At 66.9% G+C, this 24,080-nt stretch carries 28 protein-coding genes; 14 read left to right on the top strand and 14 right to left on the bottom strand.

Annotated elements, in window-relative coordinates; all coding sequences use genetic code 11:
- Positions 1-24 precede the first annotated feature (24 nt).
- The 4 genes from usfY to EYZ64_RS09285 all read right to left on the bottom strand — a co-directional run bounded on the left by usfY (position 25) and on the right by EYZ64_RS09285 (position 1,246).
- Positions 25-333, bottom strand: coding sequence for a protein UsfY (gene usfY / locus EYZ64_RS09300; RefSeq protein WP_135453180.1), 309 nt, complete (start codon positions 331-333; stop codon positions 25-27).
- A 242-nt stretch (positions 334-575) separates the two neighbouring features.
- A complete protein-coding gene (locus tag EYZ64_RS09295; RefSeq protein WP_135453179.1) occupies positions 576-833 on the bottom strand; it encodes a DUF7218 family protein in 258 nt (85 codons plus the stop codon).
- A gap of 16 nt (positions 834-849) precedes the next feature.
- Positions 850-1,005 (bottom strand): DUF6131 family protein, encoded by a 156-nt coding sequence (locus EYZ64_RS09290; RefSeq protein ID WP_090432618.1) that lies wholly within the window; start codon positions 1,003-1,005, stop codon positions 850-852.
- A 7-nt stretch (positions 1,006-1,012) separates the two neighbouring features.
- Positions 1,013-1,246, bottom strand: a complete 234-nt coding sequence (locus EYZ64_RS09285) for a hypothetical protein (RefSeq protein ID WP_135453178.1) — start codon at positions 1,244-1,246, stop codon at positions 1,013-1,015.
- Between the two features lie 107 nt (positions 1,247-1,353).
- Here EYZ64_RS09285 and EYZ64_RS09280 point away from each other — a divergent pair, with 107 nt between their 5' ends.
- Together EYZ64_RS09280 and EYZ64_RS09275 are read left to right on the top strand one after the other, a co-directional pair.
- Positions 1,354-1,980, top strand: a complete 627-nt coding sequence (locus EYZ64_RS09280) for a maleylpyruvate isomerase family mycothiol-dependent enzyme (protein ID WP_135453177.1) — start codon at positions 1,354-1,356, stop codon at positions 1,978-1,980.
- A gap of 274 nt (positions 1,981-2,254) precedes the next feature.
- Complete coding sequence (locus EYZ64_RS09275; protein ID WP_135453176.1) at positions 2,255-2,683, top strand: STAS domain-containing protein; 429 nt, start codon at positions 2,255-2,257, stop codon at positions 2,681-2,683.
- Here EYZ64_RS09275 and EYZ64_RS09270 read toward each other — a convergent pair.
- The gene (locus EYZ64_RS09270) at positions 2,680-3,036 is read right to left on the bottom strand and encodes an anti-sigma factor (protein ID WP_286174705.1); all 357 of its coding nucleotides are present in this window, start codon (positions 3,034-3,036) and stop codon (positions 2,680-2,682) included. The two genes, EYZ64_RS09275 and EYZ64_RS09270, sit on opposite strands and share 4 nt — an antisense overlap.
- Before the next feature lie 282 nt (positions 3,037-3,318).
- On the opposite strand from EYZ64_RS09270, the gene EYZ64_RS09265 reads away from it, so the two are divergent.
- Both EYZ64_RS09265 and mbp1 read left to right on the top strand, forming a co-directional pair.
- On the top strand, positions 3,319-3,546 hold the full coding sequence (locus EYZ64_RS09265; protein WP_135453175.1) for a hypothetical protein: 228 nt from the start codon (positions 3,319-3,321) through the stop codon (positions 3,544-3,546).
- Positions 3,547-3,985: 439 nt separating this feature from the next.
- Positions 3,986-4,228, top strand: a complete 243-nt coding sequence (gene mbp1, locus EYZ64_RS09260) for a microaggregate-binding protein 1 (RefSeq protein WP_135453174.1) — start codon at positions 3,986-3,988, stop codon at positions 4,226-4,228.
- Positions 4,229-4,385: 157 nt separating this feature from the next.
- Here mbp1 and EYZ64_RS09250 read toward each other — a convergent pair whose 3' ends face one another.
- On the bottom strand, positions 4,386-5,072 hold the full coding sequence (locus tag EYZ64_RS09250) for a PAS and ANTAR domain-containing protein (RefSeq protein ID WP_135453173.1): 687 nt from the start codon (positions 5,070-5,072) through the stop codon (positions 4,386-4,388).
- Positions 5,073-5,144: 72 nt separating this feature from the next.
- On the opposite strand from EYZ64_RS09250, the gene EYZ64_RS09245 reads away from it, so the two are divergent.
- The gene (locus EYZ64_RS09245; protein ID WP_135453172.1) at positions 5,145-5,717 is read left to right on the top strand and encodes a restriction endonuclease; all 573 of its coding nucleotides are present in this window, start codon (positions 5,145-5,147) and stop codon (positions 5,715-5,717) included.
- On the opposite strand, the gene lat is transcribed toward EYZ64_RS09245, so the two are convergent.
- Both lat and EYZ64_RS09235 read right to left on the bottom strand, forming a co-directional pair.
- A complete protein-coding gene (lat, locus tag EYZ64_RS09240) occupies positions 5,714-7,048 on the bottom strand; it encodes an L-lysine 6-transaminase (protein WP_135453171.1) in 1,335 nt (444 codons plus the stop codon). The two genes, EYZ64_RS09245 and lat, sit on opposite strands and share 4 nt — an antisense overlap.
- 52 nt (positions 7,049-7,100) lie before the next feature.
- The gene (locus EYZ64_RS09235; RefSeq protein WP_167857760.1) at positions 7,101-7,565 is read right to left on the bottom strand and encodes an Lrp/AsnC family transcriptional regulator; all 465 of its coding nucleotides are present in this window, start codon (positions 7,563-7,565) and stop codon (positions 7,101-7,103) included.
- A 45-nt stretch (positions 7,566-7,610) separates the two neighbouring features.
- On the opposite strand from EYZ64_RS09235, the gene amaB reads away from it, so the two are divergent.
- Positions 7,611-9,161, top strand: coding sequence for an L-piperidine-6-carboxylate dehydrogenase (gene amaB, locus EYZ64_RS09230; protein WP_135453170.1), 1,551 nt, complete (start codon positions 7,611-7,613; stop codon positions 9,159-9,161).
- A gap of 5 nt (positions 9,162-9,166) precedes the next feature.
- Here the strand turns inward: amaB and EYZ64_RS09225 are convergent, their stop codons facing one another.
- From EYZ64_RS09225 to EYZ64_RS09215, 3 genes are read right to left on the bottom strand one after another with little or no spacing between them, the layout of a single operon-like run.
- The gene (locus EYZ64_RS09225; protein ID WP_135453169.1) at positions 9,167-9,445 is read right to left on the bottom strand and encodes a hypothetical protein; all 279 of its coding nucleotides are present in this window, start codon (positions 9,443-9,445) and stop codon (positions 9,167-9,169) included.
- A gap of 60 nt (positions 9,446-9,505) precedes the next feature.
- A complete protein-coding gene (locus EYZ64_RS09220) occupies positions 9,506-10,222 on the bottom strand; it encodes a Rieske (2Fe-2S) protein (protein ID WP_135453168.1) in 717 nt (238 codons plus the stop codon).
- Entirely contained in the window at positions 10,219-10,752 is a 534-nt protein-coding gene (locus EYZ64_RS09215) for an RNA polymerase sigma factor (protein WP_135453167.1), read from the bottom strand. Before EYZ64_RS09215 ends, EYZ64_RS09220 begins: the two co-directional genes overlap by 4 nt.
- Positions 10,753-10,927: 175 nt before the next feature.
- Here EYZ64_RS09215 and EYZ64_RS09210 point away from each other — a divergent pair, with 175 nt between their 5' ends.
- Genes EYZ64_RS09210 through EYZ64_RS09200 form a run of 3 tightly spaced genes read left to right on the top strand, consistent with a single transcriptional unit; the run spans position 10,928 to position 13,098 of the window.
- Complete coding sequence (locus tag EYZ64_RS09210; RefSeq protein WP_135453166.1) at positions 10,928-11,371, top strand: cupredoxin domain-containing protein; 444 nt, start codon at positions 10,928-10,930, stop codon at positions 11,369-11,371.
- Positions 11,368-12,285, top strand: a complete 918-nt coding sequence (locus EYZ64_RS09205; RefSeq protein WP_135453165.1) for a metallophosphoesterase family protein — start codon at positions 11,368-11,370, stop codon at positions 12,283-12,285. Before EYZ64_RS09210 ends, EYZ64_RS09205 begins: the two co-directional genes overlap by 4 nt.
- 9 nt (positions 12,286-12,294) lie before the next feature.
- Positions 12,295-13,098: an SDR family NAD(P)-dependent oxidoreductase gene (locus EYZ64_RS09200; RefSeq protein ID WP_135453164.1), complete on the top strand. Its 804-nt coding sequence runs from the start codon at positions 12,295-12,297 to the stop codon at positions 13,096-13,098.
- On the opposite strand, the gene EYZ64_RS09195 is transcribed toward EYZ64_RS09200, so the two are convergent.
- Both EYZ64_RS09195 and EYZ64_RS09190 read right to left on the bottom strand, forming a co-directional pair.
- Positions 13,078-14,529: a lipase maturation factor family protein gene (locus EYZ64_RS09195; protein ID WP_135453163.1), complete on the bottom strand. Its 1,452-nt coding sequence runs from the start codon at positions 14,527-14,529 to the stop codon at positions 13,078-13,080. The genes EYZ64_RS09200 and EYZ64_RS09195 overlap by 21 nt on opposite strands.
- Positions 14,530-14,608: 79 nt before the next feature.
- Positions 14,609-16,003 carry a cytochrome P450 gene (locus EYZ64_RS09190; RefSeq protein WP_135453162.1) on the bottom strand — a complete coding sequence of 465 codons (1,395 nt, stop codon included), beginning with the start codon at positions 16,001-16,003 and terminating at the stop codon, positions 14,609-14,611.
- A 99-nt stretch (positions 16,004-16,102) separates the two neighbouring features.
- On the opposite strand from EYZ64_RS09190, the gene EYZ64_RS09185 reads away from it, so the two are divergent.
- The 4 genes from EYZ64_RS09185 to EYZ64_RS09170 all read left to right on the top strand — a co-directional run bounded on the left by EYZ64_RS09185 (position 16,103) and on the right by EYZ64_RS09170 (position 22,496).
- A complete protein-coding gene (locus tag EYZ64_RS09185) occupies positions 16,103-16,756 on the top strand; it encodes a TetR/AcrR family transcriptional regulator (protein WP_135453161.1) in 654 nt (217 codons plus the stop codon).
- 36 nt (positions 16,757-16,792) lie between these two features.
- Entirely contained in the window at positions 16,793-21,310 is a 4,518-nt protein-coding gene (locus tag EYZ64_RS09180; protein WP_135453160.1) for an ATP-dependent helicase, read from the top strand.
- A gap of 96 nt (positions 21,311-21,406) precedes the next feature.
- Positions 21,407-21,817, top strand: a complete 411-nt coding sequence (locus EYZ64_RS09175; protein WP_135453159.1) for a hypothetical protein — start codon at positions 21,407-21,409, stop codon at positions 21,815-21,817.
- Between the two features lie 46 nt (positions 21,818-21,863).
- Positions 21,864-22,496, top strand: a complete 633-nt coding sequence (locus EYZ64_RS09170) for a GAD-like domain-containing protein (RefSeq protein WP_135453158.1) — start codon at positions 21,864-21,866, stop codon at positions 22,494-22,496.
- 98 nt (positions 22,497-22,594) lie between these two features.
- Here EYZ64_RS09170 and EYZ64_RS09165 read toward each other — a convergent pair whose 3' ends face one another.
- Complete coding sequence (locus tag EYZ64_RS09165; RefSeq protein ID WP_286174704.1) at positions 22,595-22,999, bottom strand: TrmH family RNA methyltransferase; 405 nt, start codon at positions 22,997-22,999, stop codon at positions 22,595-22,597.
- Between the two features lie 234 nt (positions 23,000-23,233).
- Here EYZ64_RS09165 and nei2 point away from each other — a divergent pair, with 234 nt between their 5' ends.
- Positions 23,234-23,986 (top strand): endonuclease VIII Nei2, encoded by a 753-nt coding sequence (gene nei2 / locus EYZ64_RS09160; protein ID WP_135453156.1) that lies wholly within the window; start codon positions 23,234-23,236, stop codon positions 23,984-23,986.
- The last annotated feature ends 94 nt before the right edge of the window (positions 23,987-24,080 follow it).

The raw sequence follows: 24,080 nt of genomic DNA, 5'->3' as shown, positions 1-24,080 counted from the left end.
CGGCCGGGTCGCTCGGCGCGGACGTCAGCTGCTCGGCCGCTGCCGCATGACGCCGGGATGATCTGTGTACCAGCGATCCTCGATACGCCGCACCCGCATATGTTCGAGCGCCAGCCACATCGATCCGATGACGAATCCGGCCGCAGACAATGTGCCTACGGTCAGGCCCACATCGGAGTGGCCAGTGGCGAAAGCCGCCAAAGTGCCGACGAACAGCACCAGCCCCACGAGGATCAATACCAGCGCGGGCAAGATGACGTTGTCCTTCATCGACTCTCCGGCGTGCGGTCGGGTTGTCCGAGCGTGATCAACCGGATCTTTTGGGCCGTGCATGGCTGCTCCTTCCCGCCATTCCTGCCCCACCTGCCGTGCATGGGCTGACTCCACGGTAGATCGCCTGGGCAGGTCTGGCGAGAAAAACACCATGATCGTCTACAACGGCCCCGGCTGAGGCCAGACAAAGCGCCCTGAGCAGGTCATACGCCGAACAGACGGCACCGGTGGACTCAGGCCGAACACCACGGCCCCGCTCCGGTGCAGCGGGGCCGTGGGCCGGCCTCCCCTCCGGCCAGGGATCAGTGGTTTCGGAGCATCCCGATCAGCTCGCGCTTCTTCTTGTCGGAATACCCTTTGATGCCAAGATCTTTCGCCCGGCTGCGCAGATGGTCGACGGTCCAGTCGGCATAGGAACCGGACTTGCCGCCGGAGCGGCCAACGCTCGAACGACCCCTGGCGGCAGCGGCGTTGGAGATCCGCGCGGCCTTTTCCTTCGAATTGCCTTCGTCCCGCAGCTCCTCGTAGAGCTTCTCGTCCTTGATCGACGGATTCGGCATCGAGCTACCTCCTCTGTCAGTACCAGCTTCGCCGCCCGGCGACCGGCCGTCCGACCGCGCCGAGCAGCCAGAACACCCCGCCGATGACCAGCAGGATCACGCCCACCACCCAGAGCAGGTAAACATTCAAGATCAAGCCGAGGATGAGCAGAATTGCCCCGAGAACAATCATGGCGACCTCAATTCAGGGCGGCGATGGATTCCATCGCGCTGGGTTGCGGCAAACGGCACTCGTCCACCTTCGGATTGACGCCCGCATAGTTGAGCGGGCCGGCGAGGACCGTCAGCGCTATGGCCCCGGCGGTCGCGCAGTTAGTTGATCCACCATGGAAATAGTCGCGCTGCCAGGCTGCCACCACGCCGATGATCAACCAGATGAGCACGAGTGTTCCGAACAATCCACCAAGTCTCATGGCATGCGATGTACCCCGCTGACGCGTGGGTCAAACGTGCGGCCGACATCGCGCCCCAATCCGGGACCACGGCAAGCGTAGAGTCCACGTTCACAGGAGGCATCGCGATGAACGCCGACGAGCCGTCACTCATGGACCTGGCACGTGACGAGCGAACCGACCTTGCCGAATTCCTCGCCACCCTGACCGCTGCGCAATGGCAGACCGAATCGCTGTGCGCGGGATGGACAGTGAAAGACGTTGTGGCACACGTCATCAGCTACGAGGATCTGGGTCCTGCGGGATTGCTCAAGCGATTCGCGAAGGGTCGGATCGTGCGGGCCAACGAGGTCGGTGTCGCCGAATACTCGACCATGTCCACCGATGAACTGCTCGAGTTCCTCAACCAGCATCTGCGGCCGCAGGGGCTGACCGCGGGATTCGGCGGAATGATCGGATTGGTCGACGGCACCGTCCATCATCAGGACATCCGCCGTGCACTCGACCGCCCCCGCGCCGTGCCGGCGCAGCGCCTGCGACGAATCCTGCCCCTCGTACCGGGCAACCCGCGGCTCGGGGCGGGCCGGCGAATCAGAGGACTTCGACTGCACGCCAACGATATCGAGTGGGAGCATGGTAGCGGCCCCGAAGTCACCGGAACCGGCGAGGCGTTGCTGCTGGCCATGACCGGCCGCCGGCAGGCCGCCGAGGAACTCACGGGTACCGGCGCGAGAACCCTGCTCGACCGCCTCTGACCCCGACGTCGATCGCGTTGCGCCCCAATTCCTTCCGGATACCGGAGGTATCGGTGTGGCGCATGTGACCGAAGCGACAGAAGGTTCACACGGAACCCCGGATCGATTGTTCGAGCCCAGGATGAGGGGTAAAGTCCCAAAACAGGTTGAGTTCACAGCCGCCCCGGAATCGTCATCGGGTGCAGGGTCGTGAGGCTCCCGCACCCAGGGTTTTGAGCCCACAGAACCCGAAACGTGACGTCACCACAGTTTTCATACTGAGGAGTCAACCCAAATGTCCACCATCAACGTGGCGAAACGAGCCACACCACGTGCCAACGATCACACCCGCGCGGAATTCTGTGCCCAATGGTTGTGGCCGGCCACCGCCGTGATCAGCGTCCACGGTGAGCTGGACGCGTCCAATGCCGCTGAGCTGACCGAATGCGGAATCCGGAACAGCAGGCCGAGCGGACAGCTCGTCCTGGACATGACCGAGGTCGAGTTTTTCGGCGCAGGTTGTTTCGCCTGCCTGCATACCCTCAATGTGCGCTGCGCCGGGGAGAATATCGACTGGGTGTTGATTCCCAGCACCGCGGTGTCCCGGGTGCTGGGCATCTGCGATCCCGCCTGCGCCCTTCCGACCTCCACCGGCCTGCCTACCGCCCTGTCGATGCTGCGCAATCAGCCACGGCAGCTGCAGATGGTGGACGTGCATCGCTAACGGCTCGCTGAGGCCCAATCCCGCCGGATGGTCAGCGAGATGCCGACCACCCGGCCGCTGCCCCGGCGCCTGAAGTCAGCGTCGTCGACGAAGGTGTCGACCTCGTCGGTGAGCGCTTCGAGGACCCGGCGACTGAAACCGCTCAAGACGCTGTCGGCGTCGCTGTCGACACTGTCGCAGATGGTCGACACCCGAACACTCAGCTCCCGTGCGCGGGGGTGTTCGACCAGCGCGAGAGTGGCTCCGGGCGAAGCCAGGCCGATCAGCACGGTGCAGGCTTCATCCACCGCCAAGGCCAAGTCGGCAGCCGTGTCGCCGCTCAGATCCTCATAGTCGGCCAGGCAGCCCGTCATTGCCCTCACTACGGCCAGTGCCTCAGTTCGGGCGGGCACCCGGAGTTCCACCGCTCGTGGTCCGCTGATGTGACCAGATCCCCGGAGGGGAATTCGCTGACCGTGCAGCAGAGTCAGCGGGTGCCTCGGTGCGCGGCCTGACGATGACATATTCGTCGCGTACCCACAGCCATCCGGTGACTAAACCGAAGAGCCGGACTCAATGAGGCTGCGCCGCAGCGTCGTCGGCGGGCCGGGCTACGGGAAGCGTTTGATCAAGGGCCCACTGGGTATTCCGGCCGTATGACACGCAACAACGTGCCCGACGAGGTGCCCCTGGCCGATGCGCTCGAGCAGCAGCGTGAGCAGAGCGAACCGGTGGCGGACGCCGAAGCCCCGGTCTCCGATCTGGACAGCCCGCCGCTGGAGGCGACGGATCAGGACTGGCAAGAACAACGTGAAGTGGTCGCGGAGGATCCGGGTCTCGACGAGTTCGAGCGCGAAGGTGGCGAAACACCGCCCGTCGAGTGATCACCCGTTGATCCGGCCACATCACGCTGCGCGGTGGCCGCTCTCCGGCCCTGCGCGGTCAGCTATCGCGTGACCCGGGCAATGCCATACCTGTTCGACATAGGCCTGCTCGATCAGAGCACGCCTATGTTGCCAATCGATAACCTCGGCGATCCGCTCGAAGACGAGCTCTAACCCGCACCGATCGGGTTGTGCTGCCCCGGACATGACTGACCTCAATTCTCATTCTGCTTCGGAATACCCGGACAAGGACGCTCACAAACCGGGAGCGGCACCCAAACCACCGCTGCGACGGGGGTCTCCGCACGAGGCGAAATATCCAGCACCAACACCGGATTCGTCACCTCACGTTTAGTACGGGCCCATTCGGGAATCCAGGAGGATGCGCGGAGAAGCCGTGCGGTGATCACCAATCCACTCCAGTAGCGGAAAGGTAAGCATGACCGAGAAGAACTCAGGACCTCAAGAAGCCGTCAAGGGCGCCGTCGAGGACGTGAAGGGCAAGGCCAAGGAAGCTGTCGGTACCGTGACCGGTCGCGAAGATCTGGTCCGCGAGGGTAAAGCCCAGCAGGACAAGGCCGACGCCCAGAAGGACGTCGCCAAGAAGGAAGCCGAAGCCGAAGCCGCCCGGGCGGGCGCCAAAGCCGCCGAGAAACGCGAGCAGGCCAGCCAGCGCCCCTAGTTGGAGCGCGAGCCCCGGCCTGTTTGAAGAGATGGCCCAGCCGCCATTGGCTGGGCCATCTCGAATGCCTGATCACGTCGGGATGCTCTGTGTACCAACGTTCTTCGATACGCCGCACGCGTAGGTGCGCGCTGGCGATCCACCACCCGGAGTCGGGCTAAACCTCCGGGCTGACCCGCAGGTGGGTGGTGAGCAGCAACCGGTCCAAGACCGCGCGGCTGGGAAGCGTCTCGCTGTAATCGAGATTCAGGAAATCCTCTGCCAGCTGTTCGGCCAACAGCCGCAGCTTGGTGTTGGTTTCCTGCGACCGCCACTTCAGCAGTTCGAACGCCGCATCCGCATTGATCCGGTAGATCAGCATCAGCATGCCCTTGGCCTGCTCGATAGCACCACGGGCCTCCGCGATCTCGGCCACCACCTCGCTGACGGCGTCCTCCCGTGCCTGCGTGATCGACGGTGAGACGTCGACATAGAAACCATGTGTTCCGATGACCGCGCCGGCATCGTCGAAGAGCTGATCCCCCACGACGACGACATGGTGGACATCGCCGGCTGTATCGATGATCCGGTGCCGGGTGCTGAACGCGCCGGAGGTGCGCCGGATCTCGAGCAGCGTCGCCGCCACCTGTCCGTAGTCCTCGGGGTGCTTGTGGGAGAGCACCAGCTCGGTCGTCGGTTGCACCGTACCCGGCTCATATCCGTGCATCCGCTCCACCTGGGGTGACCACTCCCAGCGCTCATCGGCGAAGTAGAACCGGAACCAACCGACACGCTGCGGCTCGCCGCCGGCAAGTGCGTGCGCGATCGGCGACTCGGCGTTTCCCGTGGTGGGCTCACTCGTCACAGCTTGAGATTATCGCGCGGAGCTGACGCCGGCTCACCGTATTTGTCACACGTGACATTTACATTCGACGCCGTGAGACGGCTCAGGATCAAGCTCTTCATCGCGGCCGGCGCGGCGGCCGCGTTCGCGAGTCACGTCGCCGGCGTCGACGCCGCATGGAGCCTGGCGATCGGTGTCGCGGTGCCACTGGCCTTGGCGGCGACTCCGCGGTTCCTGCTGGGCGCATTCCGGGGCGCGAGCACGCCCAGCGCCCGTGAGCAGCCGACGACCGAGATGACCGGGCTGGAATTCGAGGACCATGTGGCCCATGTGGCCCGAACCTGTGGGTTGCCGGTGATCATGACTCCGCTCACCGGGGACTGGGGCGTGGATCTGATCGTCGGACACCGGCCGAATCGGATCGCCGTGCAATGCAAACGACTGTCACGGCCGGTGGGCGCGGGCGCCGTGCAGGAGGTTGTCGCAGGCGCGCCGATGCAGGACTGCAGCAGGACCATGGTGGTCACCAACAACGAATTCACCCCGGCTGCACGTAAACTCGCCGAACTTCACGGTTGCGATCTGGTGGGCGGAGCCGACCTCCCCAGGCTCAAGTCGATCCTGCGCCGCGCGGCATCTTCAGAACCGGCCACCGACCAGCCCTAGCCCGCCAGCGGTGATCGCAGCGCCTCCCGCACGGCGTCGAGACATTCGTCGATCTCCTTGCGCGTGACGGTCAGCGCGGGCCGGAACCGTACCGAATCGGTGCCGCTCGGCAGCATGATGACGCGACGGTCCCACAACCGCCGAACCAGCTCGTCACGTGCGGCAGTGGTGGGCAGGCTGAACGCACACATCAGGCCTCGGCCACGTGGCGCGAGCACTGTGTCAGAGAAATCCGTTGCCAGCGCCGCTAACTGACCGAGCAGATAATCACCGGTCACCGCGGCGGCGCGGAACAGCTCCTCGGACTCGATGACTTCGAGGATTCGTCGTGAGCGCACCATGTCCACCAGGTTGCCGCCCCACGTGGAGTTGATCCGCGAGCTCACGCTGAAGACGTTGTCGGCGACCTCGTCCACTCGGCGACCCGCCATCACCCCACACACCTGCGTCTTCTTCCCGAAGGCGACCACATCCGGGGTGACCCCCAATTGCTGGTAGGCCCAGGCAGTTCCGGTGACCCCGCACCCGGTCTGCACCTCGTCGAAGATCAGCAGAGCGTCGAACTCGTCGCACAGCTCACGCATCGCGGCGAAGAACTGCGGCCGCATGTGCCGGTCACCGCCCTCACCCTGGATCGGCTCGGCGATGAAGCAGGCGATGTCGTGCGGGTTGGCCTCGAACGCAGCCCTGGCCGCGCGCAGCGAATCAGCTTCGAGTGCGGCGATATCCAGACCGGGCCGCACGTACGGGGCGTCGATGCGGGGCCAGTCGAACTTCGGGAAGCGGGCCACCTTGACCGGATCGGTGTTGGTCAGCGACATGGTGTATCCGCTGCGGCCGTGGAACGCCCCGCGCAGGTGCAGCACCTTGGTACCCAGTGCAGGGTCGATCCCGCGGGCCTCGTTGTGCCGGCTCTTCCAGTCGAATGCCACCTTGAGCGCGTTCTCGACCGCCAGGGCTCCGCCGTCGACGAAGAACAGATGCGGCAGGTCCGGGTCGCCGAGCACGCGGCGGAAGGTGTCGACGAAACGGGCCAGCGGCACGCTGTAGATGTCGGAATTGCTCGGCTTGTTGACCGCCACCCGGCCCAACTCGGTGCGGAAATCTTCATCCGCGGCCAGCGCCGGATGGTTCATCCCGAGTGCAGACGAGGCGAAGAACGTGAACATGTCCAGGAAGCGTGCGCCGGTGCGCGCATCCACCAGGTAGGCCCCCCGGGAGCGGTCCAGGTCGAGGACGAAGTCGAAACCGTCGGTCAGGACGCTGCGCGCCAGGACCGCTCGCACCCGGTCTGGCGTTACGTGCGGAGTAGTCGTCAGCACTGCGGTCATGCCGCCATACTAACGGAATCTTTACGGCCGTTACCCCCTACAGCAGGAACTGTTACGGAATGTAGTCTCTACCACTGTAAAATGTCTGCAAAATGATGGTGCTGCGCGTTCGGACGTTGGCCGCGGTCCTGATCCGCTGGAGCAGGTCCTCCAAGCCCCGGGCCGAGGCAACCCGGACCAGCAGGACGTAGCTCTCCTCGCCCGCCACCGAGTGGCACGATTCGATTTCGGGGATGTGCTGCAACCGCGCGGGTGCATCATCGGGTTGGGACGGATCGAGAGGAGTGATGGCGACGAACGCCGAGAGCATGTTGCCCAACGCCTCGGGGTTGAGTCGTGCGGCGTATCCGGTCACGACACCTCGCGACTCCAACCGGCGCACCCGCGCCTGCACCGCCGATACCGACAGCCCGGCCGCCGATGCCAGCTGCGCCAGCGTGGCCCTGCCGTCAGCGGCGAGCGCGCGGGCCAGGGTCCGGTCGGTGTCGTCCAGCACGTATTCGTCGGCTTCACCCATGGCCCGCACTGTATCCGGCACCGCAGCGAACCAGAAAGGCACACGATGACCACCACCGAACGGACCGATCTCCCTACCGCAGAGGAGCTGCGCCGGCGGGTGCGCCAGGCCTTGGAGGCTGTCGGTGCGCGGGCGGAACTCGGCGAGCCGACATCCCCGGGACCCGGCCTGCATGCCAGCACACCGATCAGCGGCGATGTGTTGTTCACCCTGTCCGAAGACAGTCCTGAACAGGTCGATTCCGCGATCGCCGATGCCGCACAAGCCTTTTCGACCTGGCGCACGACCCCGGCACCGGTGCGCGGTGCATTGGTGGCACGCCTGGGCGAGCTGCTCGTCGAACACAAGTCAGATCTGGCGACCCTGGTGACGGTGGAGGCGGGCAAGATCACCTCCGAGGCACTTGGCGAGGTGCAGGAGATGATCGACATCTGCCAGTTCGCCGTCGGCCTCTCCCGCCAGTTGTACGGCCGCACCATCGCGTCCGAACGTCCCGGACACCGGCTGATGGAGACCTGGCATCCGCTGGGCGTCGTCGGCGTGATCACCGCGTTCAACTTCCCGGTGGCGGTGTGGGCGTGGAACACCGCGGTCGCGCTGGTCTGCGGCGACACCGTGGTCTGGAAACCCTCGGAGCTGACCCCGCTCACCGCGATCGCCTGCCAGGCCCTGATCGAAAGAGCTGCGACCGATGTCGGTGCGCCCGCGGCGGTGAGCCGGCTCATCCTGGGCGGGCGCGAGTTGGGTGAGCGACTGGTCGACGATCCACGGGTCGCCCTGGTCAGCGCCACGGGCTCGGTGCGGATGGGCCGACAGGTCGGACCAAGGGTCGCCGCCCGGTTCGGCAAGGTACTGCTCGAACTCGGCGGCAACAACGCCGCGATCGTGACCCCCTCGGCCGATCTGGACCTCGCGGTGCGGGCCATCGTATTCTCCGCCGCGGGCACCGCCGGGCAACGGTGCACGACGCTGCGCCGGTTGATCGTGCACTCCTCTGTCGCCGACGACCTGGTGTCCCGGATCGTCTCGGCCTATCAGAGCCTGCCCATCGGTGACCCGAGCGTGGACGGAACCCTGGTCGGTCCGCTCATTCACACCCGCGCCTACCGGGACATGGTCGGGGCGCTGGAGGAGGCCCGTGCCGACGGCGGCGAGGTGTTCGGCGGTGAGCGTCACGACCTCGGCGACGAGGGTGCGTTCTATGCCGCCCCCGCGGTGGTCCGGATGCCCGCGCAGACCGCGGTCGTGCACACCGAGACCTTCGCCCCGATCCTCTACGTGCTGACCTACGACGATATCGACGATGCGATCTCGCTGAACAACGCGGTACCGCAGGGTCTTTCATCGGCGATCTTCACCACCGACGTGCGCGAAGCCGAGCGGTTCATGGCAGCCGACGGATCCGACTGCGGGATCGCCAACGTCAACATCGGGACGTCCGGCGCCGAGATCGGCGGCGCGTTCGGCGGTGAGAAACACACCGGCGGAGGCCGCGAGTCCGGGTCGGATGCGTGGAAGGCGTACATGCGCCGCGCGACCAACACGGTCAACTACTCCTCGGAGCTGCCGCTGGCCCAGGGCGTGCACTTCGGGTAGGCGGCTCAGCCTTCTTGCTCGCACTCGACGTCGACGTACACGGTGGTGAACTGCAGCGCGCTGGTACGCGACGCGGGCACCCCGTGCACATCGGTCACCGTGCATTGTGACAGCGGAACTCCGTTGTCCCCGTTGATCTGCACGGCATAGCCGGCCGCGGTCAGCTCTCGCACCACATCGGGGGCCTTGGTGCCGCCGGTGGGTGCTGCCGACGCCGGGCCGGCCGGCACAGCGGCGCTGACGAGCCCCGCCGCCACCGCAATTGCCCATATCGATCTGTTCATCTGGTGGACCTCCCGCATCCGTAGGTTTCACCTATCGATATGCGCGGTGGTTACACCGGCTCAGGCCGGCCGGGGCGGCGGTTGCGGCGCCAGCACCTCGACATTCCCGTCCCGTTCCCGGACTTCGAAGTGCGGCAGGGGCTTCGGCGCGATCGGAAGTTGATGCGTGAGCACCTGGCCGGCGGGTGAGAAGGACGTCACGTGGCACGGGCAGCGCAGACTGTCGGCGGAGTTGTCGAACCACAGCTTGCAGCCCTGGTGGGTGCACACCCCGGACACCGCCTCCACGTTGCCGCCCGCTACCCGGCGCACGAATCCCGACACCGTCGATAGGTCGAACGGCAACACCGACCCCTCCACCAGGTCAGCGCTGTTCGCCACCGGCAACCATGCACCTTCACTGGGCACCAGTTCGGATCCGGCCTGTTCGGAACCCGGCGACGCACCCCGGCCGGTCATCACGTGCTCGATCGAGACGACCGCCACCGCTGCGGTCGCCGCCGCAGCGGTGCCGACGATCACCTGCCGCCGCGTCGCCGACGGACCCTGGCGGGTCGGGCCCGGTTCATCCGGCTGCTCCGGGGAAAACTGTTGGGCGATACGGTCCTTGAGGTCGTCCACGAACTCGGGCCGAGGCTCGTCGGCATCGGGCTGGGCGGCCCGCAGCTCGATTGCCGTGCGGATCTGGGCGGCGTCGAAATCGTCGGCAGGGAAGGATCCCGGTCGTCGCCCGGCGAGTAGATCGTCGACGTATTTGCGTACCCCGCGCCTGGTCACCGTGACTCTCCCTCGTTGATCTGAGCGGCCAATCGCAACGCCCGGTGCTGCAACACCTTCGCATTGGCGACGCTTACTCCCATGTCATTCGCCGACTCCCGCACCGAACGGCCCTGCAGAAAACGTAGTTCCAGCACCCGGCGGTACTGCGGCGGCAGTTGCCCCAGCACTGCGGCCACGCGCTGCGGCGCGGTACTGGTCTCGCCGTCCGGGCCCGGGTCAGGCGCGGCCACATCGTCGTCGATGACGGTGATCTCGCGTCCCATGGTGGCCCGCCAATGCGCCGCGAGCACGGTGCGGGCGGTGGCACGCAGATACGACCGGACCTCGGCCACGCTCGCCGAGAGCCGCAGCGGCCGAAGCGCAGCCAGGAACACCTCGGAGGTGAGGTCCTCGGCGTCGGAGCGGCTGCCGAGCCGCGCGTAGAGCAGCCGGTACACCCACGTCACGTTGTCGTCGTAGACGGCTTCCCAGCTGGGGTAACACCCCTCGGGCACGATCCGCAGCTCGGGGCGGTCACGTCGGACCATCACCGGCCACCCACCTTTCGTCGCGCGGAGTCCGACACAGGGCTCCGCACACCTAGATAGGGCGGGCGGTTACACGCGAACGCCGTTCGCACCCCATCAGCATCCACCCGTGTAACCCGGTGCGCTATCTCCTGGTGACCGGTTTGCACCGCTTTGAGAGACAACGGAGGTCCCGATGGTCCGACGATTCCCGACATCTGCCGTTATCGCCGCCCTGGTGGCGACGGCGTCCGCGTGCTCGAGCACGCCGCCCACAGCACCGCCGACCGTGGACTTCGGCGGTGGCACATCGGTCGGCATGGCCCCGATGCACGAAATGGCGCCGATGAGCCCGGCAGCACCGATGAGCACAGCTCCCGCCCCGGTCGCCGGCACCGCGGTGAGCATCGACAACTTCGCATTCGCCCCCGCCACCCTGACGGTCCACCGCGGCGACACGGTGACGTGGACCAACCACGATGAGGAACCGCACACCGTCGCCGCCGGGGACGGTTCCTTCCGCTCCCCCGGCATGGGCGCCAACGCCACCTTCAGCTTCACCTTCACCAATCCGGGCAGCTATGACTACATCTGCTCGATCCATCCCGTCATGCACGGCACCGTGGTGGTGACACCATGACCGATCCCCACACCATGACGCGGCGCCAGCTCATCCGGCACGGCGCCTGGTTCGGTGCCGCGGTCGGTCTCGTCGTGGTCGGTGGCGAGGTCGTCTCTCACGCGGCCACCTCGCACACCGCCGGCGTCGCGGGGCCGACGGTGCGTTTCGCTCAGATCTCAGACAGCCATATCGGATTCACCGGCGCGGCCAACACCGATGTGGCCGGGTCATTCGGCCGGGCCATCGCGCAGATCAACTCGCTGGATTACACACCGGATTTCGTGATCCACACCGGCGATCTCACCCACCTGTCCACTCCCGCCCAGTTCGACCAGGTCAAGCAGATGATGCAGGGACTCAACACACCGCACGTCTTCACCGTGCCGGGTGAACACGACTCCGTCGACGATGCGGGCCAGAAGTACCGGTCGGTGTTCGGCGCAGGCACCCGCGGCGACGGTTGGTACAGCTTCGACATCGCCGGGGTGCATGTCATCGGACTGGTCAACACGTTGAATCTGAAGAAGCTCGGACACCTCGGTGCCGATCAGCTCGACTTCATCGAGAAGGACGTTGCCCCGTTGTCCTCGGACACCCCGATCGTGGTGTTCAGCCACATGCCGTTGTTCGCGATGTACCCGGATTGGGGCTGGGGTACCGACGACTCCGCCCAGGCCCTGAGCCACCTGCGCCGGTTCTCCTCGGTCACCTGCCTCAACGGGCATGTCCACCAGCTGTTCTCGAAAACCGAGGGCAATGTGACGTTCTACAGCGGCACCACCACGGCCTATCCGCTGCCGCATCCCGGCGACGGGCCGGCACCGAAACCGGTGACCCTCCCGGCCGGCCGCCTGCACGATGTCCTGGGGATCCGGGAAGTCAGCTACACCAAGGGCACCTCGGCTCTGGCTCTCAAGGAGGATCGGCTGTAAGCAGGAGGCATGCAGATTGAGAACTCGGTCGCGGTCATCACCGGTGCCGGATCAGGCATCGGCCGCGCACTGGCCGAATCGTTCGCCGCGGAAGGCGCCCGTGTGGTGGCCGCCGACCTCCATCAGGAGTCGGCCGAACAGACCGCCGCGCAGATCTGTTCCGGCGGCGGGCAGGCTCTGGGAGTCCGGGCCGACGCCGGTGTCACGGCGGACATCGAGGCCCTGACCGCCACCGAGTTCGGCCCCGTCGACATCTACGTCGCCAACGCCGGAATCATCGGCGCGCCGGGTCTCGGCACCGACGAGGATTGGGATTCGATCCTGGACGTCAACCTGCGCTCCCACGTCCGAGCTGCGCAAGTGCTTGTCCCGCAATGGCGGTCGCGCGGCGGCGGGTACTTCGTGTCGGTCGCCTCGGCCGCCGGTCTGCTGTCCCAGATCGGCGCGGCCGGATACGCCGTCACCAAGCACGCCGCGGTCGGATTCGCCGAATGGCTGGCCATCACGTACGGCGATGACGGCATCGGGGTCAGCTGTGTATGCCCGTTGGGGGTCGCCACCCCGCTGCTCGACGCGGTGCGCGCTTCGGCGGATCCGGATTCCGCGGCCGGCGCGGCGTCGATCGTGCAGTCCGGCGACGTGATCAGTGCCCATGATGTCGCGGCGGCCACCGTGGCGGCGGTGCGGTCGGACACATTTCTGGTGCTCCCCCACCCGCAGGTGCTCGACATGTACCGCCACAAGGGCTCCGACTACGACCGGTGGATCGCGGGGATGCGCCGTTACCAGCGGTCACTGCGCGCCGGCCGATGAGCGCCCGGCAGAAGGCAAGGTTTGCGGCGGGACGTACACGCCCAGCGAGATGCGGTGCCACCAGACGTGGTCGCGGCGCAGTTCGGTCCAGGTGCTGAACTCGTACCGGTACAGCCTGGCCCGGACATAGCGCGGCGGTTCATCGGGGAATGGGTTGCACCGCAGCAGCTTCAGCGTGTCTCGGTCATTCTCCAGGAGCCGGGTCAGCAGCATGCGCAGCCAGCCGTGGGCATATGCCGGCGAGATGGCAGCGAACCACATCAGCCAGTCCAGCCGCAGATGGTAGGGCGCGAACTGGCGCGGCCACCGATGGACATCGCCTGGCTTGCCCTTGAATTCGTACTCCTTCCAGACGGTGTGATCCGTCAAACGCGGGTCCGAGGTGCCCTCCAACACCACCTCATCGCGGGTGCGGCCGACGGTGCCGAACGCCCCGTAGGAGTTCACCAGGTGATAGTGGTTGTAGGAGGCGTTCATCCGCTGCCGTTTGGAGACGAGGTTGCGTGCGGGCCAGTAGCTGAGAGCTGCCACCGCGACCGCGAACCCGACCACCACGACGACGAACCATGTTGGGGTTGGTCCGAATTGGTGTTCAGAGACCGGGAATACCACCGCGGCAGTGGAATCCGAGAGCGCGCCGAACGCCAGGACGATGGTGACCCAGTTGAGCCAGGCGAAGTTGCCCGATGCCACCAGCCACAGTTGGGTGATGACCACGACGATCGCCGCCCCGCTGGCCACGGGCTGCGGGGCGAACAAGGCGAACGGCACGACGAGTTGGGCGAAGTGGTTGCCGGCCACCTCGATTCGGTGCAGCGGCTTGGGCAGGTGGTGGAAGAACCAGCTCAGCGGCCCGGGCATGGGCTGTGTCTCGTGGTGGTAGTACAGGCAGGTCAGGTTGCGCCAGCACGGGTCACCGCGCAGCTTGATCAGTCCCGCACCGAACTCGACGCGGAACAGCAGCCAGCGGGCCAGCCATATCACCAGAAGCGGGGGCCCGACGTCGTCGTTGCCCAGGAACATCACCAGGAACCCGGCTTCGAGCAGAAGGGATTCCCACCCGAACGAGTACCAAGTCTGCCCGACGTTGACGATCGACAGGTACAGCACCCACAGCAGTAGCCAGGCGAGCATCGCGGCCCACAGCGGCACCAGATCTCCGGCGCCGGCCACCAGTGCCGCCGAAAGCACCGCGCCGGTTGCGCACACCGCGGCGAAGAAGCGGTCCGAGTAGTGGAACTGGAACAGGCTCGGGGCGCGCCGGAACGAATTGGCGGCCAGAAAACGGGGTATCGGGAGCAGCCCCCGCGCACCGAGGAGCCCGCGGAACTGCCGGGCCGCCGCAATGAACGCGATCAGGTAGATCGCGGCGGTCCCCCGCTGCAACACCTGTCTGGCCAACCAATATTCGTCTGCGTTGAACCATTCCATACGCGGACCTGCCGACGTTGCGGGTCTATCCACGATGACGGTACCCCGATTCGGGGCGATTCACGCCTCGTACGGCGAGCTAGCGCCGTCGCAGACCCAGCCGGAAATTGGACGGCATCATGGTCAGGCGCTCCTGTACCTGCAGCGTGTAGTCCGGATCAGCCGTCAGGTCATAGCGCCGGATCAGCACCGCCAGCATCAGAACCGCCTCGTGCAGTGCGAATTGCCTTCCGATGCATGATCTTTCACCGGTGCCGAACGGCTTGTACAGGCCAGCAGGCCGGGCCCGCATCTGTTCCGGTGTGAACCGGTCCGGATCGAATGCGTCCGGGTCGGGGCCCCAGCGGGGGTCGCGGTGCAGGGTCGAGGTCAGCGCCAGCGCCCAATCCCCCTCGCGCATCGGGTGGATTCCGGCGAGCACGGTGTCGTGGCGAGCGGCGCGGTAGTACGCCGGCACCGTCGGCTGTAATCGCAGCGATTCGTCGAGAACCCGCCGGACATACCGTAGTTTGGCGATCTTCTCGAACTCCGGTCGCGCTTCATCGCCCCACACCTCGTCCACCTCGGTGCGGACGCGGGCGAACACATCCGGATGTTGCGACAGGAAATACAGCGCGAATGACAATGCGCCAGATGTGGTCTCGTGCCCGGCGATCAGAAAATTGATCAGCTGATAGCGGATGTTCGCAGCGTCGAGGTCGGACCCCAGCATGATCTGCAGCAGGTCGTCGTGGCTGCCCGACTGCTGCGCGCGCCGGCCGGCGACGATGTCGTCGGCCAACTCATGCAGGTACTTCGCATCGCTGCGGACCCGGCGCTCGTAACGCCGGTAGGCGAAGGCGGGGAGGAAGGTTTCGCGGAGCACCCCGAGGCGGTCAGCCGCCAGAAGCGCGGACACCATGTGCGCGACGAACGGGTGCATCGCGTCGTCCTGGAAGCATCCGAACGAATATCCGGCCGCGCACCGCCCGATGGTCTCCAACGTCACCCTGGTGGTGTCGGCCGAGACATCGACGGTGTCGCCCTCGGCGGCCCGCTGATCCCAGCGGTCGGTCAGCTGCCCGGCAACGTCGAACATCACGCCGTGGTAGCGGCGCATCGCGGCCTGGCTGAATGCCGGCATCAGGAGCTGATGGGCCTTGTGCCAGTTCGGTTCGTCGTTGTACGCGGTGAACAGCCCGTCGCCGCCGACGATCCGCAGTGCCTCGATGTCGGGTCCCACATGCTTGCAGAACCGGGCCTCGTCGTTGAGGTCGGCGACCGCGTCGGCACCGGTGACGACCACGTAGCGGGCACCCAGGAACCGGAATTCGCAGATCGGCCCCAGCTCGGCCATCCCCATCGCGTTCTGCATCGACGAGTCGGGCTGCAGTCCGAGCACGTCGCCGAGCAGCGGCACCCGTCGCGGCGGGTGGGGCAGTCTCGGGTACTTGGCCCCCGCAGAAGGTGAGGTCCGCACACCCGAGACGGTCATGCCACCAGGATTCCGCCCTTGTTGTACATGTGTCAAGTAAGGAGGCGCGAGGAAGTCGCTTCGCCGGGGATGAGCGGCCCTGCAAGTTAAGCTGCAGACGTGGGTGCCGAGTCGAGACGCCGGCTGTCCCCCGCCGACAGACGCAACGAGCTGCTGGCGCTGGGAGCCGAAGTGTTCGGCCAACGACCGTACGACGAGGTCCGCATCGACGAGATCGCCGAACGCGCCGGGGTGTCCCGGGCCCTGATGTACCACTACTTCCCCGACAAGCGGGCCTTCTTCGCCGCCGTGGTGCAGGCCGAGGGCGAGCGCCTGTTCGAGGCCACCAGTACCCCTCCCGAGCCTGGCCAGAGCCTGTTCGGCCAGCTGCGCGCCGGCGTGCTTGCCTACCTGCGCTATGACGAGGAGCATCCGCACGGTGCGTGGGCGGCGTACATGGGCCTGGGCCGCACCGACCCCGTGCTGCGCGGCGTCGACGACGTCGACAACGACCGGCAGGCCGACCGGATCATGGGCCGGATCGGCGACGCGGTGTCCGAACCGCTGGACGCCAAGGTCGAGCGCGACCTGCGGGCCACCGTGTACGGCTGGCTGGCACTGACCTTCGAGATGTGCCGGCAACGGCTCAAGGATCCGTCGATCGATGCGGGCTTCGTCGCCGACAGTTGTGCGCACGCCCTGCTCGATGCCATCGGCCGAGTGCCCGGACTGCCCGCCGAACTGCTCTGCGCTGCCGCCCCTGAACACCGCTGACGCCCACTTGTCGGTGCCGCGCGGCAGTATGGCTAGGTGGCCACCACGCCGGTCGATCCGCTGGCCCGGTTCAGTGCACTGACCCGGGAGTGGTTCACGGCTGCCTTCCCGGCGCCGACGGCCGCTCAGGCACAGGCGTGGTCCGCCATCGCCGAGGGCCACAACACCCTGGTCATCGCCCCCACCGGCTCGGGCAAGACCCTCGCCGCGTTCCTGTGGGCCATCGACGAGTTGGCCCGGACCCACGCCGACCCGCGGTCGGGCACGACGGTGCTGTACGTGTCGCCGCTCAAGGCGTTGGCCGTCGACGTCGAGCGGAACCTGCGCACCCCGCTGACCGGGATCACGCGGGTCGCCGAGCGCCACGGAGTGCCCGCCCCGTCGATCAGCGTCGGGGTCCGTTCCGGGGACACCACGCCCAGTCAACGCCGCGCGATGCTGAGCAAGCCGCCAGACATCCTGATCACCACCCCGGAGTCACTGTTCCTGATGCTGACCTCGGCGGCGCGCGAGACGCTGGCATCGGTGCGGACCGTGATCGTCGACGAGGTTCACGCCGTCGCCGCCACCAAACGCGGTGCGCACCTGGCACTCTCACTGGAACGGCTGGATCAGCTTCTCGACAAGCCGGCCCAGCGGATCGGATTGTCGGCGACCGTGCGGCCGCCCGAGGAGGTGGCCCGGTTCCTGTCCGGGCAGGCGCCCACCACCATCGTGGCCCCGCCTGCCGCGAAGACCTTCGACCTCTCGGTCCAGGTTCCGGTTCCGGACATGGCCAACCTCGACAACAACAGCATCTGGCCCGATGTAGAGGAGCGCATCGTGGACCTGATCGAGGCGCACCAGTCCTCGATCGTGTTCGCCAATTCCCGCCGGCTGGCCGAGCGGCTGACCTCACGGCTCAACGAGATTCATGCCGAACGTGCCGGAATCGAGCTCTCGCTGGACCGTAACCCGCAGGTCGGGGGCGGCGCCCCGGCTCAGCTCATGGCCAGCGGCCAGGCGAACGGCGCGCCGCCACTGCTGGCCCGGGCGCACCACGGTTCGGTCAGCAAGGAGCAGCGGGCCCAGGTCGAGGACGATCTCAAAAGCGGTCGGCTGCGCGCCGTGGTCGCCACCTCCAGCCTGGAGTTGGGCATCGACATGGGTGCCGTCGATCTGGTGATCCAGGTCGAATCACCGCCGTCGGTGGCCAGTGGGCTGCAACGCATCGGGCGTGCCGGGCATCAGGTCGGCGAGATCTCTCAGGGCGTGCTGCTCCCCAAGCACCGGACCGATCTGATCGGCTGTGCGGTGACGGTGCAGCGCATGCGCTCCGGTGACATCGAGACGATGCATGTCCCGGCCAATCCGCTCGACGTGCTGGCCCAGCACACGGTGGCCGTCGCCGCCCTGGAGCCGGTGGATGCCGACGCCTGGTTCGACGCGGTCCGGCGCAGCGCACCGTTTGCCACGTTGCCGCGCAGCGCCTTCGAGGCCACCCTCGACCTGCTGTCCGGGAAGTATCCGTCCACCGAGTTCGCCGAGCTGCGGCCGCGGCTCGTGTACGACCGCGACCACGGAACGCTCACCGCCCGCCCGGGCGCGCAGCGCCTGGCCGTCACCTCCGGCGGGGCCATCCCCGACCGCGGACTGTTCACCGTCTACCTGGCCACCGATTCCGAAAAACCGTCCCGGGTAGGCGAACTCGATGAGGAGATGGTTTACGAGTCACGCCCGGGTGATGTCATCTCCCTTGGCGCCACCAGTTGGCGGATCACGGAGATCACCCACGATCGGGTGTTGGTCATCCCGGCGCCGGGCCAGCCCGCCCGGTTGCCGTTCTGGCGCGGCGACAGCGTGGGCCGGCCCGCCGAGCTGGGCGCGGCCGTCGGGGCGTTCACCGGCGAACTGGCCACACTGGGCCGCGCTGAGTTCGATGAGCGCTGCCAGGCAATGGGTTTCGCCGGATTCGCCACCGACAACCTGTATCAGCTGCTGCACGATCAGCGGGAGGCCACCGGTGTGGTCCCCAGCGACAGCACCTTCGTGGTGGAGCGCTTCCGGGACGAGCTCGGTGACTGGCGGGTGATCCTCCATTCCCCGTACGGGCTGCGGGTCCACGGACCACTCGCCCTCGCGGTGGGCCGACGGCTGCGGGAACGCTACGGTATCGACGAGAAGCCGACCGCCTCCGACGACGGCATTATCGTGCGACTGCCCGACAGCGGCGAAAACCCTCCGGGCGCAGACCTGTTCGTGTTCGACGCCGACGAGGTCGAGCCCATCGTCACCGCGGAGGTGGGCGGCTCGGCGTTGTTCGCGTCCCGGTTCCGTGAGTGCGCCGCCCGTGCTCTGCTGCTGCCACGCCGGCACCCGGGCAAACGTTCCCCGCTGTGGCATCAACGGCAGCGCGCCGCACAACTGCTCGACATCGCCCGCAAGTACCCGGACTTCCCGATCGTGCTGGAAACAGTGCGGGAATGCCTGCAGGACGTCTACGACGTGCCCGCCCTGACCGAGCTGATGCGGCGGGTGGCGCAGCGTCGGGTGCGGGTGGTCGAGGTAGAAACCGCCACCCCGTCACCGTTCGCCGCATCGCTGCTGTTCGGCTATGTGGGCGCGTTCATGTACGAGGGCGACAGCCCACTGGCCGAGCGACGGGCCGCGGCGCTGGCACTGGACACCGTGCTGCTGTCCGAATTGCTGGGGCGCGTCGAGTTGCGCGAACTGCTGGACCCGGCGGTGGTCGCGTCGACGTCCGCGCAACTGCAACACCTGACCGAGGAGCGCGCGGCGCGCGACGCCGAGGCGGTGGCAGATCTGCTGCGGATGCTCGGTCCGCTCACCGAGGCCGAGATCGCCGCACGCGCCACCACCGACACGATCGGCGGCTGGCTCGACGGGCTGCACGCCGCCAAGCGTGCGCTGCCGGTGACCTATGGCGGCCAGACCTGGTGGGCGGCGGTCGAAGACATCGGCCTGTTGCGCGACGGGGTCGGCGCGCCGGTGCCGGTCGGGGTGCCCGCGGCATTCACCGAATCCGTCGACGACCCGCTCGGAGACCTGATCGGCCGTTACGCCCGCACCCACGGGCCGTTCACCACCACCGAGGTGGCCGCCCGGTTCGGGTTGGGTCTTCGGGTGACCGCGGATGTGTTGGGTCGCATGGCTGTCGACGGCCGGCTGGTGCGCGGTGAATTCGTCGACGATCTCGCCGGCGATCAGTGGTGCGACGCCGAAGTACTGAGGATCCTGCGCCGCCGCTCCCTGGCCGCGCTGCGTGCTCAGGTCGAACCGGTCAGCACGGCGGCCTACGGTCGCTTCCTGCCTGCCTGGCAACACGTCGGATCGACCCACAGTGCGGGTATCGACGGGCTGGCCGCGGTGATCGAGCAGTTGGCCGGCGTTCCCGTTCCCGCATCGGCGGTGGAGTCGCTCGTCTTCGGACAACGGGTCCGCGATTATCAACCGGCCATGCTCGACGAGCTGCTCGCCTCCGGTGAAGTGATGTGGTCGGGCGCCGGCCAGATCGGCGGCAGTGACGGCTGGGCGACTTTCCATCTGGCCGAGACCGCGCCGTTGACGCTGCCCGTGCCCGCCGAGATCGAGTTCACCGATACCCACCGGGCGATCATGGAGACGCTGGGGCACGGCGGGGCGTACTTCTTCCGGCAACTCACCGATACTGCCGGCGAGCCTGAGCTGAAAACCGCGCTGTGGGAGCTGATCTGGGCCGGATGGGTCACCGGGGACACGTTCGCGCCCGTGCGCGCGATGCTGAGCGGTCCTCGGCGGTCCGGGACGCCGGCGCACCGGCAACGCCAACGTCCGCCCCGGCTCAGCCGCTACAGCGTGGCGCGCCCGCACACCCGGGCGGCCGATCCGATGGTGTCCGGCCGGTGGTCGGCATTGCCTGGTGCAGAACCGGATTCGACGGTACGAGCCCACTTCCAGGCCGAGCTGCTGCTCAACCGGCACGGAGTGCTGACGAAAGGGGCGGCAGCGGCCGAAGGGGTACCGGGCGGGTTCGCCACCCTTTACAAGGTGCTGAGCGCGTTCGAGGACGCCGGCCGCTGCCAGCGGGGCTACTTCGTGGAGTCGCTGGGCGGGGCACAGTTCGCGGCGGCCTCGACAGTCGACCGGTTGCGGTCCTACCTCGACGGGGTTGATCCTCAACGGCCCGAGTTCCACGCCGTCGTTCTCGCGGCGACGGATCCGGCTAATCCCTACGGAGCGGCACTGGCCTGGCCGGAACGCGGCGGCGACGACACGCACCGGCCCGGCCGCAAAGCCGGAGCCCTGGTCGCGCTGGTCGACGGGCAATTGGTGTGGTTCCTGGAGCGCGGCGGCCGGACCCTGCTCAGCTTCACCTCGGACGCCGATACGCAGCGGGCCGCGGCGGGGGCTCTGGCGGAACTCGTGAGCGCCGGGCGCATGCCGTCGTTATTGGTGGAGCGGATCAACGGGGTCGCGGTGCTCGATCCCGGCGTCGACGCGGACCGTGCCGCCGTGCAGGACGCGCTGACCGGGGCCGGATTTTCCCGCACCCCGCGCGGTTTGCGGCTGCGATGATCGGATGAGTTCTTACAAGTCACAGTAAGAATGACTGGTCGATCGGGGGCGCGCCGTGACCGCAGAGGTCTGATCGGCACCGGGATACTGAGCGGTATGAACGAGCCGGCCGAACAGGTTCAGCCAACGCTCGGTAACGACATTGCGCACGACGAGGTGCGTCGACTCCCCCGCGGTGTCCGGATCGCCGACATCACCGTCTGTGTGTTGCTGTTCGTAGTCCAGGCCGGGTTGGGTTTCGTCGCGCTGACGAGCTTCATGGTTTTCCCGATGAGCATCGACAACTGCGCCTACGTGGAATGCGGCGATGAGAAGTGGATCAACTACGCGATGTGGACGGCGCTCGCGACGATGGTGCCGGCCGGGCTGTTCTTCTGTGTCGGCGTCATTCAGCTGGCCCGCAACCGAATTGGGTTCTGGTGGCCGCTGATCGGCATTCTCGCCCAGGGGGCCATCCTGGGGGCCGCGTGGCGCATGGCATCGCTCGCGGGCCCCATCGCTGGCTAACCGAGACCGGCTGCAGGCCTAGACGCACTTGACGGGAGGTGACGGCATGCCCGACGAATTCTTCGAGTGTTTCCTCGAAGAGCTTCCGTTCTCGATCCCTGGTCCCCCGTGCACTGACGAGCACGTGCGCGCCTACACCGGGCTAGTCCCGGACTGCCTGATCTCCTACTGGCAGGAGTTCGGGTTCTCCGGATTCGGCAACGGGACGGCCTGGTTGGTGGATCCGGCCGAATGGAGGGTCACCACCGAACAGGTCCTCCTCGATAAGGTTCAGCACCCGCGGCTGGGCACCTACGCGCAGTACATTCCTTTCATCCGAAGCGCTTTCGGGAAGGTGTGGTTCTGCACGCCCGGGTACGGCATATCGCTCATTGTTGATCCGGTACGTGGAGTTCTGTTCCTCAAACCGCCGGCCAGAGATCTGACGCCGGGTGGATTCGAGCGCTCGCTGCACGCATTCTTCACCGCATCTGGGATGGAGCGGTTCGAGTTCTACGACCGCAACGAAGCGCCTATGTTCGAACGGGTCTACCAGCATCTCGGCGCCCTGCGGTTCGATGAGCTGTACGGATTCGCGCCGGGTCTGCTGATCGGTGGCGCCGCAATTGTGGAGGCCACCCACCTGTTCCAGATTCATGTACACATTGCGCTTCTGCGGTCAGTCATCGGCGACGACTGATACGTGGTGGCATGACCGGCCCGTACGAGGTTGTTGACGCTGAGGCGGCGTCGGGGTTCGCCCGCACGCCGCGTGGTCAGCGGCTGCGGTGAACCGCCTCACAGGAGGCCGGCGACCTTGTACAGCACGAGCGATCCCGCAACAGCGACGTTGAGACTGTGACCGGTGCCCACCATTGGAATCTCGACCGCCAGGTCGAGCAATTCCATTGCTTCGGCAGGCATACCGCTGCCCTCGTTGCCGAGAACCAACACCGTGCGCGTGCGCGCCGCGGGCAGATCCGCCAGCCGGATCGCCTCGTCGGCGAGTTCGACACCGATGATGTGCGACCGCTCCCGTTGCTTCTCCAGCCAGCCGACGACGTCGCCGTAGATCCAGTGGACGCATGACCTGTGCCGCAGAGTGTTTCCCTTGCGTAGAGCCTCGGAAGCCCACGGCAGGCGTGGTACGGCCAGACATGCACCCACGGCGTCGCACGTGCGGAGCAACGTGCCCAGATTCACGCCGTGCTTGGGCCAGAGTGGTGCGACGATGATGTGGTTCCAGCACTGGCGACGGCCAGAGCGCCGCTGCCGGTGGATCTCTTTACGGGTTCGAATGCGAGGCGCCGGGTGCGGCGCCTCCGCGCCGCTCACTGGAGGGCGGGAACGCCCCTCCCGCCGGGTCGAGAATTGATCATCGGCCGATTATGCCATCGAGCGACCGTCAACTTCCATGACAACTGGTTCAATGAAAACATGCCAGAGGGAGATACCGTCTTCCACACCGCCACGGCACTGCGCACCGCTCTGGCGGGAAAATCCTTGACGCGATGCGACATTCGCGTTCCACGCTACGCCACCGTCGATCTCACCGGGCACGTGGTCGACGAGGTGCTCAGCCGCGGTAAGCACTTGTTCATCCGAGTTGGTCCGGCCAGCATCCACTCCCATCTGAAGATGGAGGGTAGTTGGCGCATCGGGTGGTCCAAAGGTGCGGCCCACCGGATCCGGATCGTGCTGGAGACCGCCGACAGTCGGGCCACCGGGATCGACCTCGGCGTTCTCGAAGTGCTCGACCGCGACGCCGATATGGCAGCGGTGGCCCACCTCGGTCCGGACCTGCTCGGCCCTGACTGGGAGCCACGGACCGCGGCTGCCAATCTGACCGCCGACCCCGACCGTCCGTTGGCGCAGGCCCTGCTCGATCAGCGGGTGATGGCCGGCGTCGGCAACGTCTACTGCAACGAACTGTGTTTCGTCTTCGGCCGGCTGCCGACCTCACCCGTCAGCACGCTGACCGACCCGTTGCGCGTCGTGCAACGCGCCCGGGACATGCTGTGGCTCAACCGGTCCCGATGGAATCGCACAACGACCGGGGACACGCGGCCCGGCCGACAATTGTGGGTCTACGGCCGCGCCGGTGAGCCCTGCCGCCGATGCGGGACCTTGATCGAGACCGACGCCGGCACCGAGCGGGTGACGTACTGGTGCCCAACCTGCCAATCCTGAATTCTCTCGTGGGTCAGGGTCATTGACGCACTGCGCGTTGACGAGGAACGGCCAGGTTCGAGCCTCACCCGGACCCGAACTCGTACCCGAAAAC

Source organism: Mycobacterium sp. DL99 (genome assembly GCF_004762045.1).
Taxonomy (GTDB): domain Bacteria; phylum Actinomycetota; class Actinomycetes; order Mycobacteriales; family Mycobacteriaceae; genus Mycobacterium.
The sequence above is the reverse complement of the archived record's forward strand: the minus strand, read 5'-3'. Positions and strand labels throughout refer to the sequence as shown.

Coding starts and splice junctions, on each gene's coding strand:
- usfY (WP_135453180.1), bottom strand. CDS start 333: ATGCACGGCCCAAAAGATCCGGTTGATCACGCTCGGACAACCCGACCG.
- EYZ64_RS09295 (WP_135453179.1), bottom strand. CDS start 833: ATGCCGAATCCGTCGATCAAGGACGAGAAGCTCTACGAGGAGCTGCGG.
- EYZ64_RS09290 (WP_090432618.1), bottom strand. CDS start 1,005: ATGATTGTTCTCGGGGCAATTCTGCTCATCCTCGGCTTGATCTTGAAT.
- EYZ64_RS09285 (WP_135453178.1), bottom strand. CDS start 1,246: ATGAGACTTGGTGGATTGTTCGGAACACTCGTGCTCATCTGGTTGATC.
- EYZ64_RS09280 (WP_135453177.1), top strand. CDS start 1,354: ATGAACGCCGACGAGCCGTCACTCATGGACCTGGCACGTGACGAGCGA.
- EYZ64_RS09275 (WP_135453176.1), top strand. CDS start 2,255: ATGTCCACCATCAACGTGGCGAAACGAGCCACACCACGTGCCAACGAT.
- EYZ64_RS09270 (WP_286174705.1), bottom strand. CDS start 3,036: ATGACGGGCTGCCTGGCCGACTATGAGGATCTGAGCGGCGACACGGCT.
- EYZ64_RS09265 (WP_135453175.1), top strand. CDS start 3,319: ATGACACGCAACAACGTGCCCGACGAGGTGCCCCTGGCCGATGCGCTC.
- mbp1 (WP_135453174.1), top strand. CDS start 3,986: ATGACCGAGAAGAACTCAGGACCTCAAGAAGCCGTCAAGGGCGCCGTC.
- lat (WP_135453171.1), bottom strand. CDS start 7,048: ATGACCGCAGTGCTGACGACTACTCCGCACGTAACGCCAGACCGGGTG.
- EYZ64_RS09235 (WP_167857760.1), bottom strand. CDS start 7,565: ATGGGTGAAGCCGACGAATACGTGCTGGACGACACCGACCGGACCCTG.
- amaB (WP_135453170.1), top strand. CDS start 7,611: ATGACCACCACCGAACGGACCGATCTCCCTACCGCAGAGGAGCTGCGC.
- EYZ64_RS09225 (WP_135453169.1), bottom strand. CDS start 9,445: ATGAACAGATCGATATGGGCAATTGCGGTGGCGGCGGGGCTCGTCAGC.
- EYZ64_RS09215 (WP_135453167.1), bottom strand. CDS start 10,752: ATGGTCCGACGTGACCGCCCCGAGCTGCGGATCGTGCCCGAGGGGTGT.
- EYZ64_RS09210 (WP_135453166.1), top strand. CDS start 10,928: ATGGTCCGACGATTCCCGACATCTGCCGTTATCGCCGCCCTGGTGGCG.
- EYZ64_RS09205 (WP_135453165.1), top strand. CDS start 11,368: ATGACCGATCCCCACACCATGACGCGGCGCCAGCTCATCCGGCACGGC.
- EYZ64_RS09200 (WP_135453164.1), top strand. CDS start 12,295: ATGCAGATTGAGAACTCGGTCGCGGTCATCACCGGTGCCGGATCAGGC.
- EYZ64_RS09195 (WP_135453163.1), bottom strand. CDS start 14,529: ATGGAATGGTTCAACGCAGACGAATATTGGTTGGCCAGACAGGTGTTG.
- EYZ64_RS09190 (WP_135453162.1), bottom strand. CDS start 16,003: ATGACCGTCTCGGGTGTGCGGACCTCACCTTCTGCGGGGGCCAAGTAC.
- EYZ64_RS09175 (WP_135453159.1), top strand. CDS start 21,407: ATGAACGAGCCGGCCGAACAGGTTCAGCCAACGCTCGGTAACGACATT.
- EYZ64_RS09170 (WP_135453158.1), top strand. CDS start 21,864: ATGCCCGACGAATTCTTCGAGTGTTTCCTCGAAGAGCTTCCGTTCTCG.
- nei2 (WP_135453156.1), top strand. CDS start 23,234: ATGCCAGAGGGAGATACCGTCTTCCACACCGCCACGGCACTGCGCACC.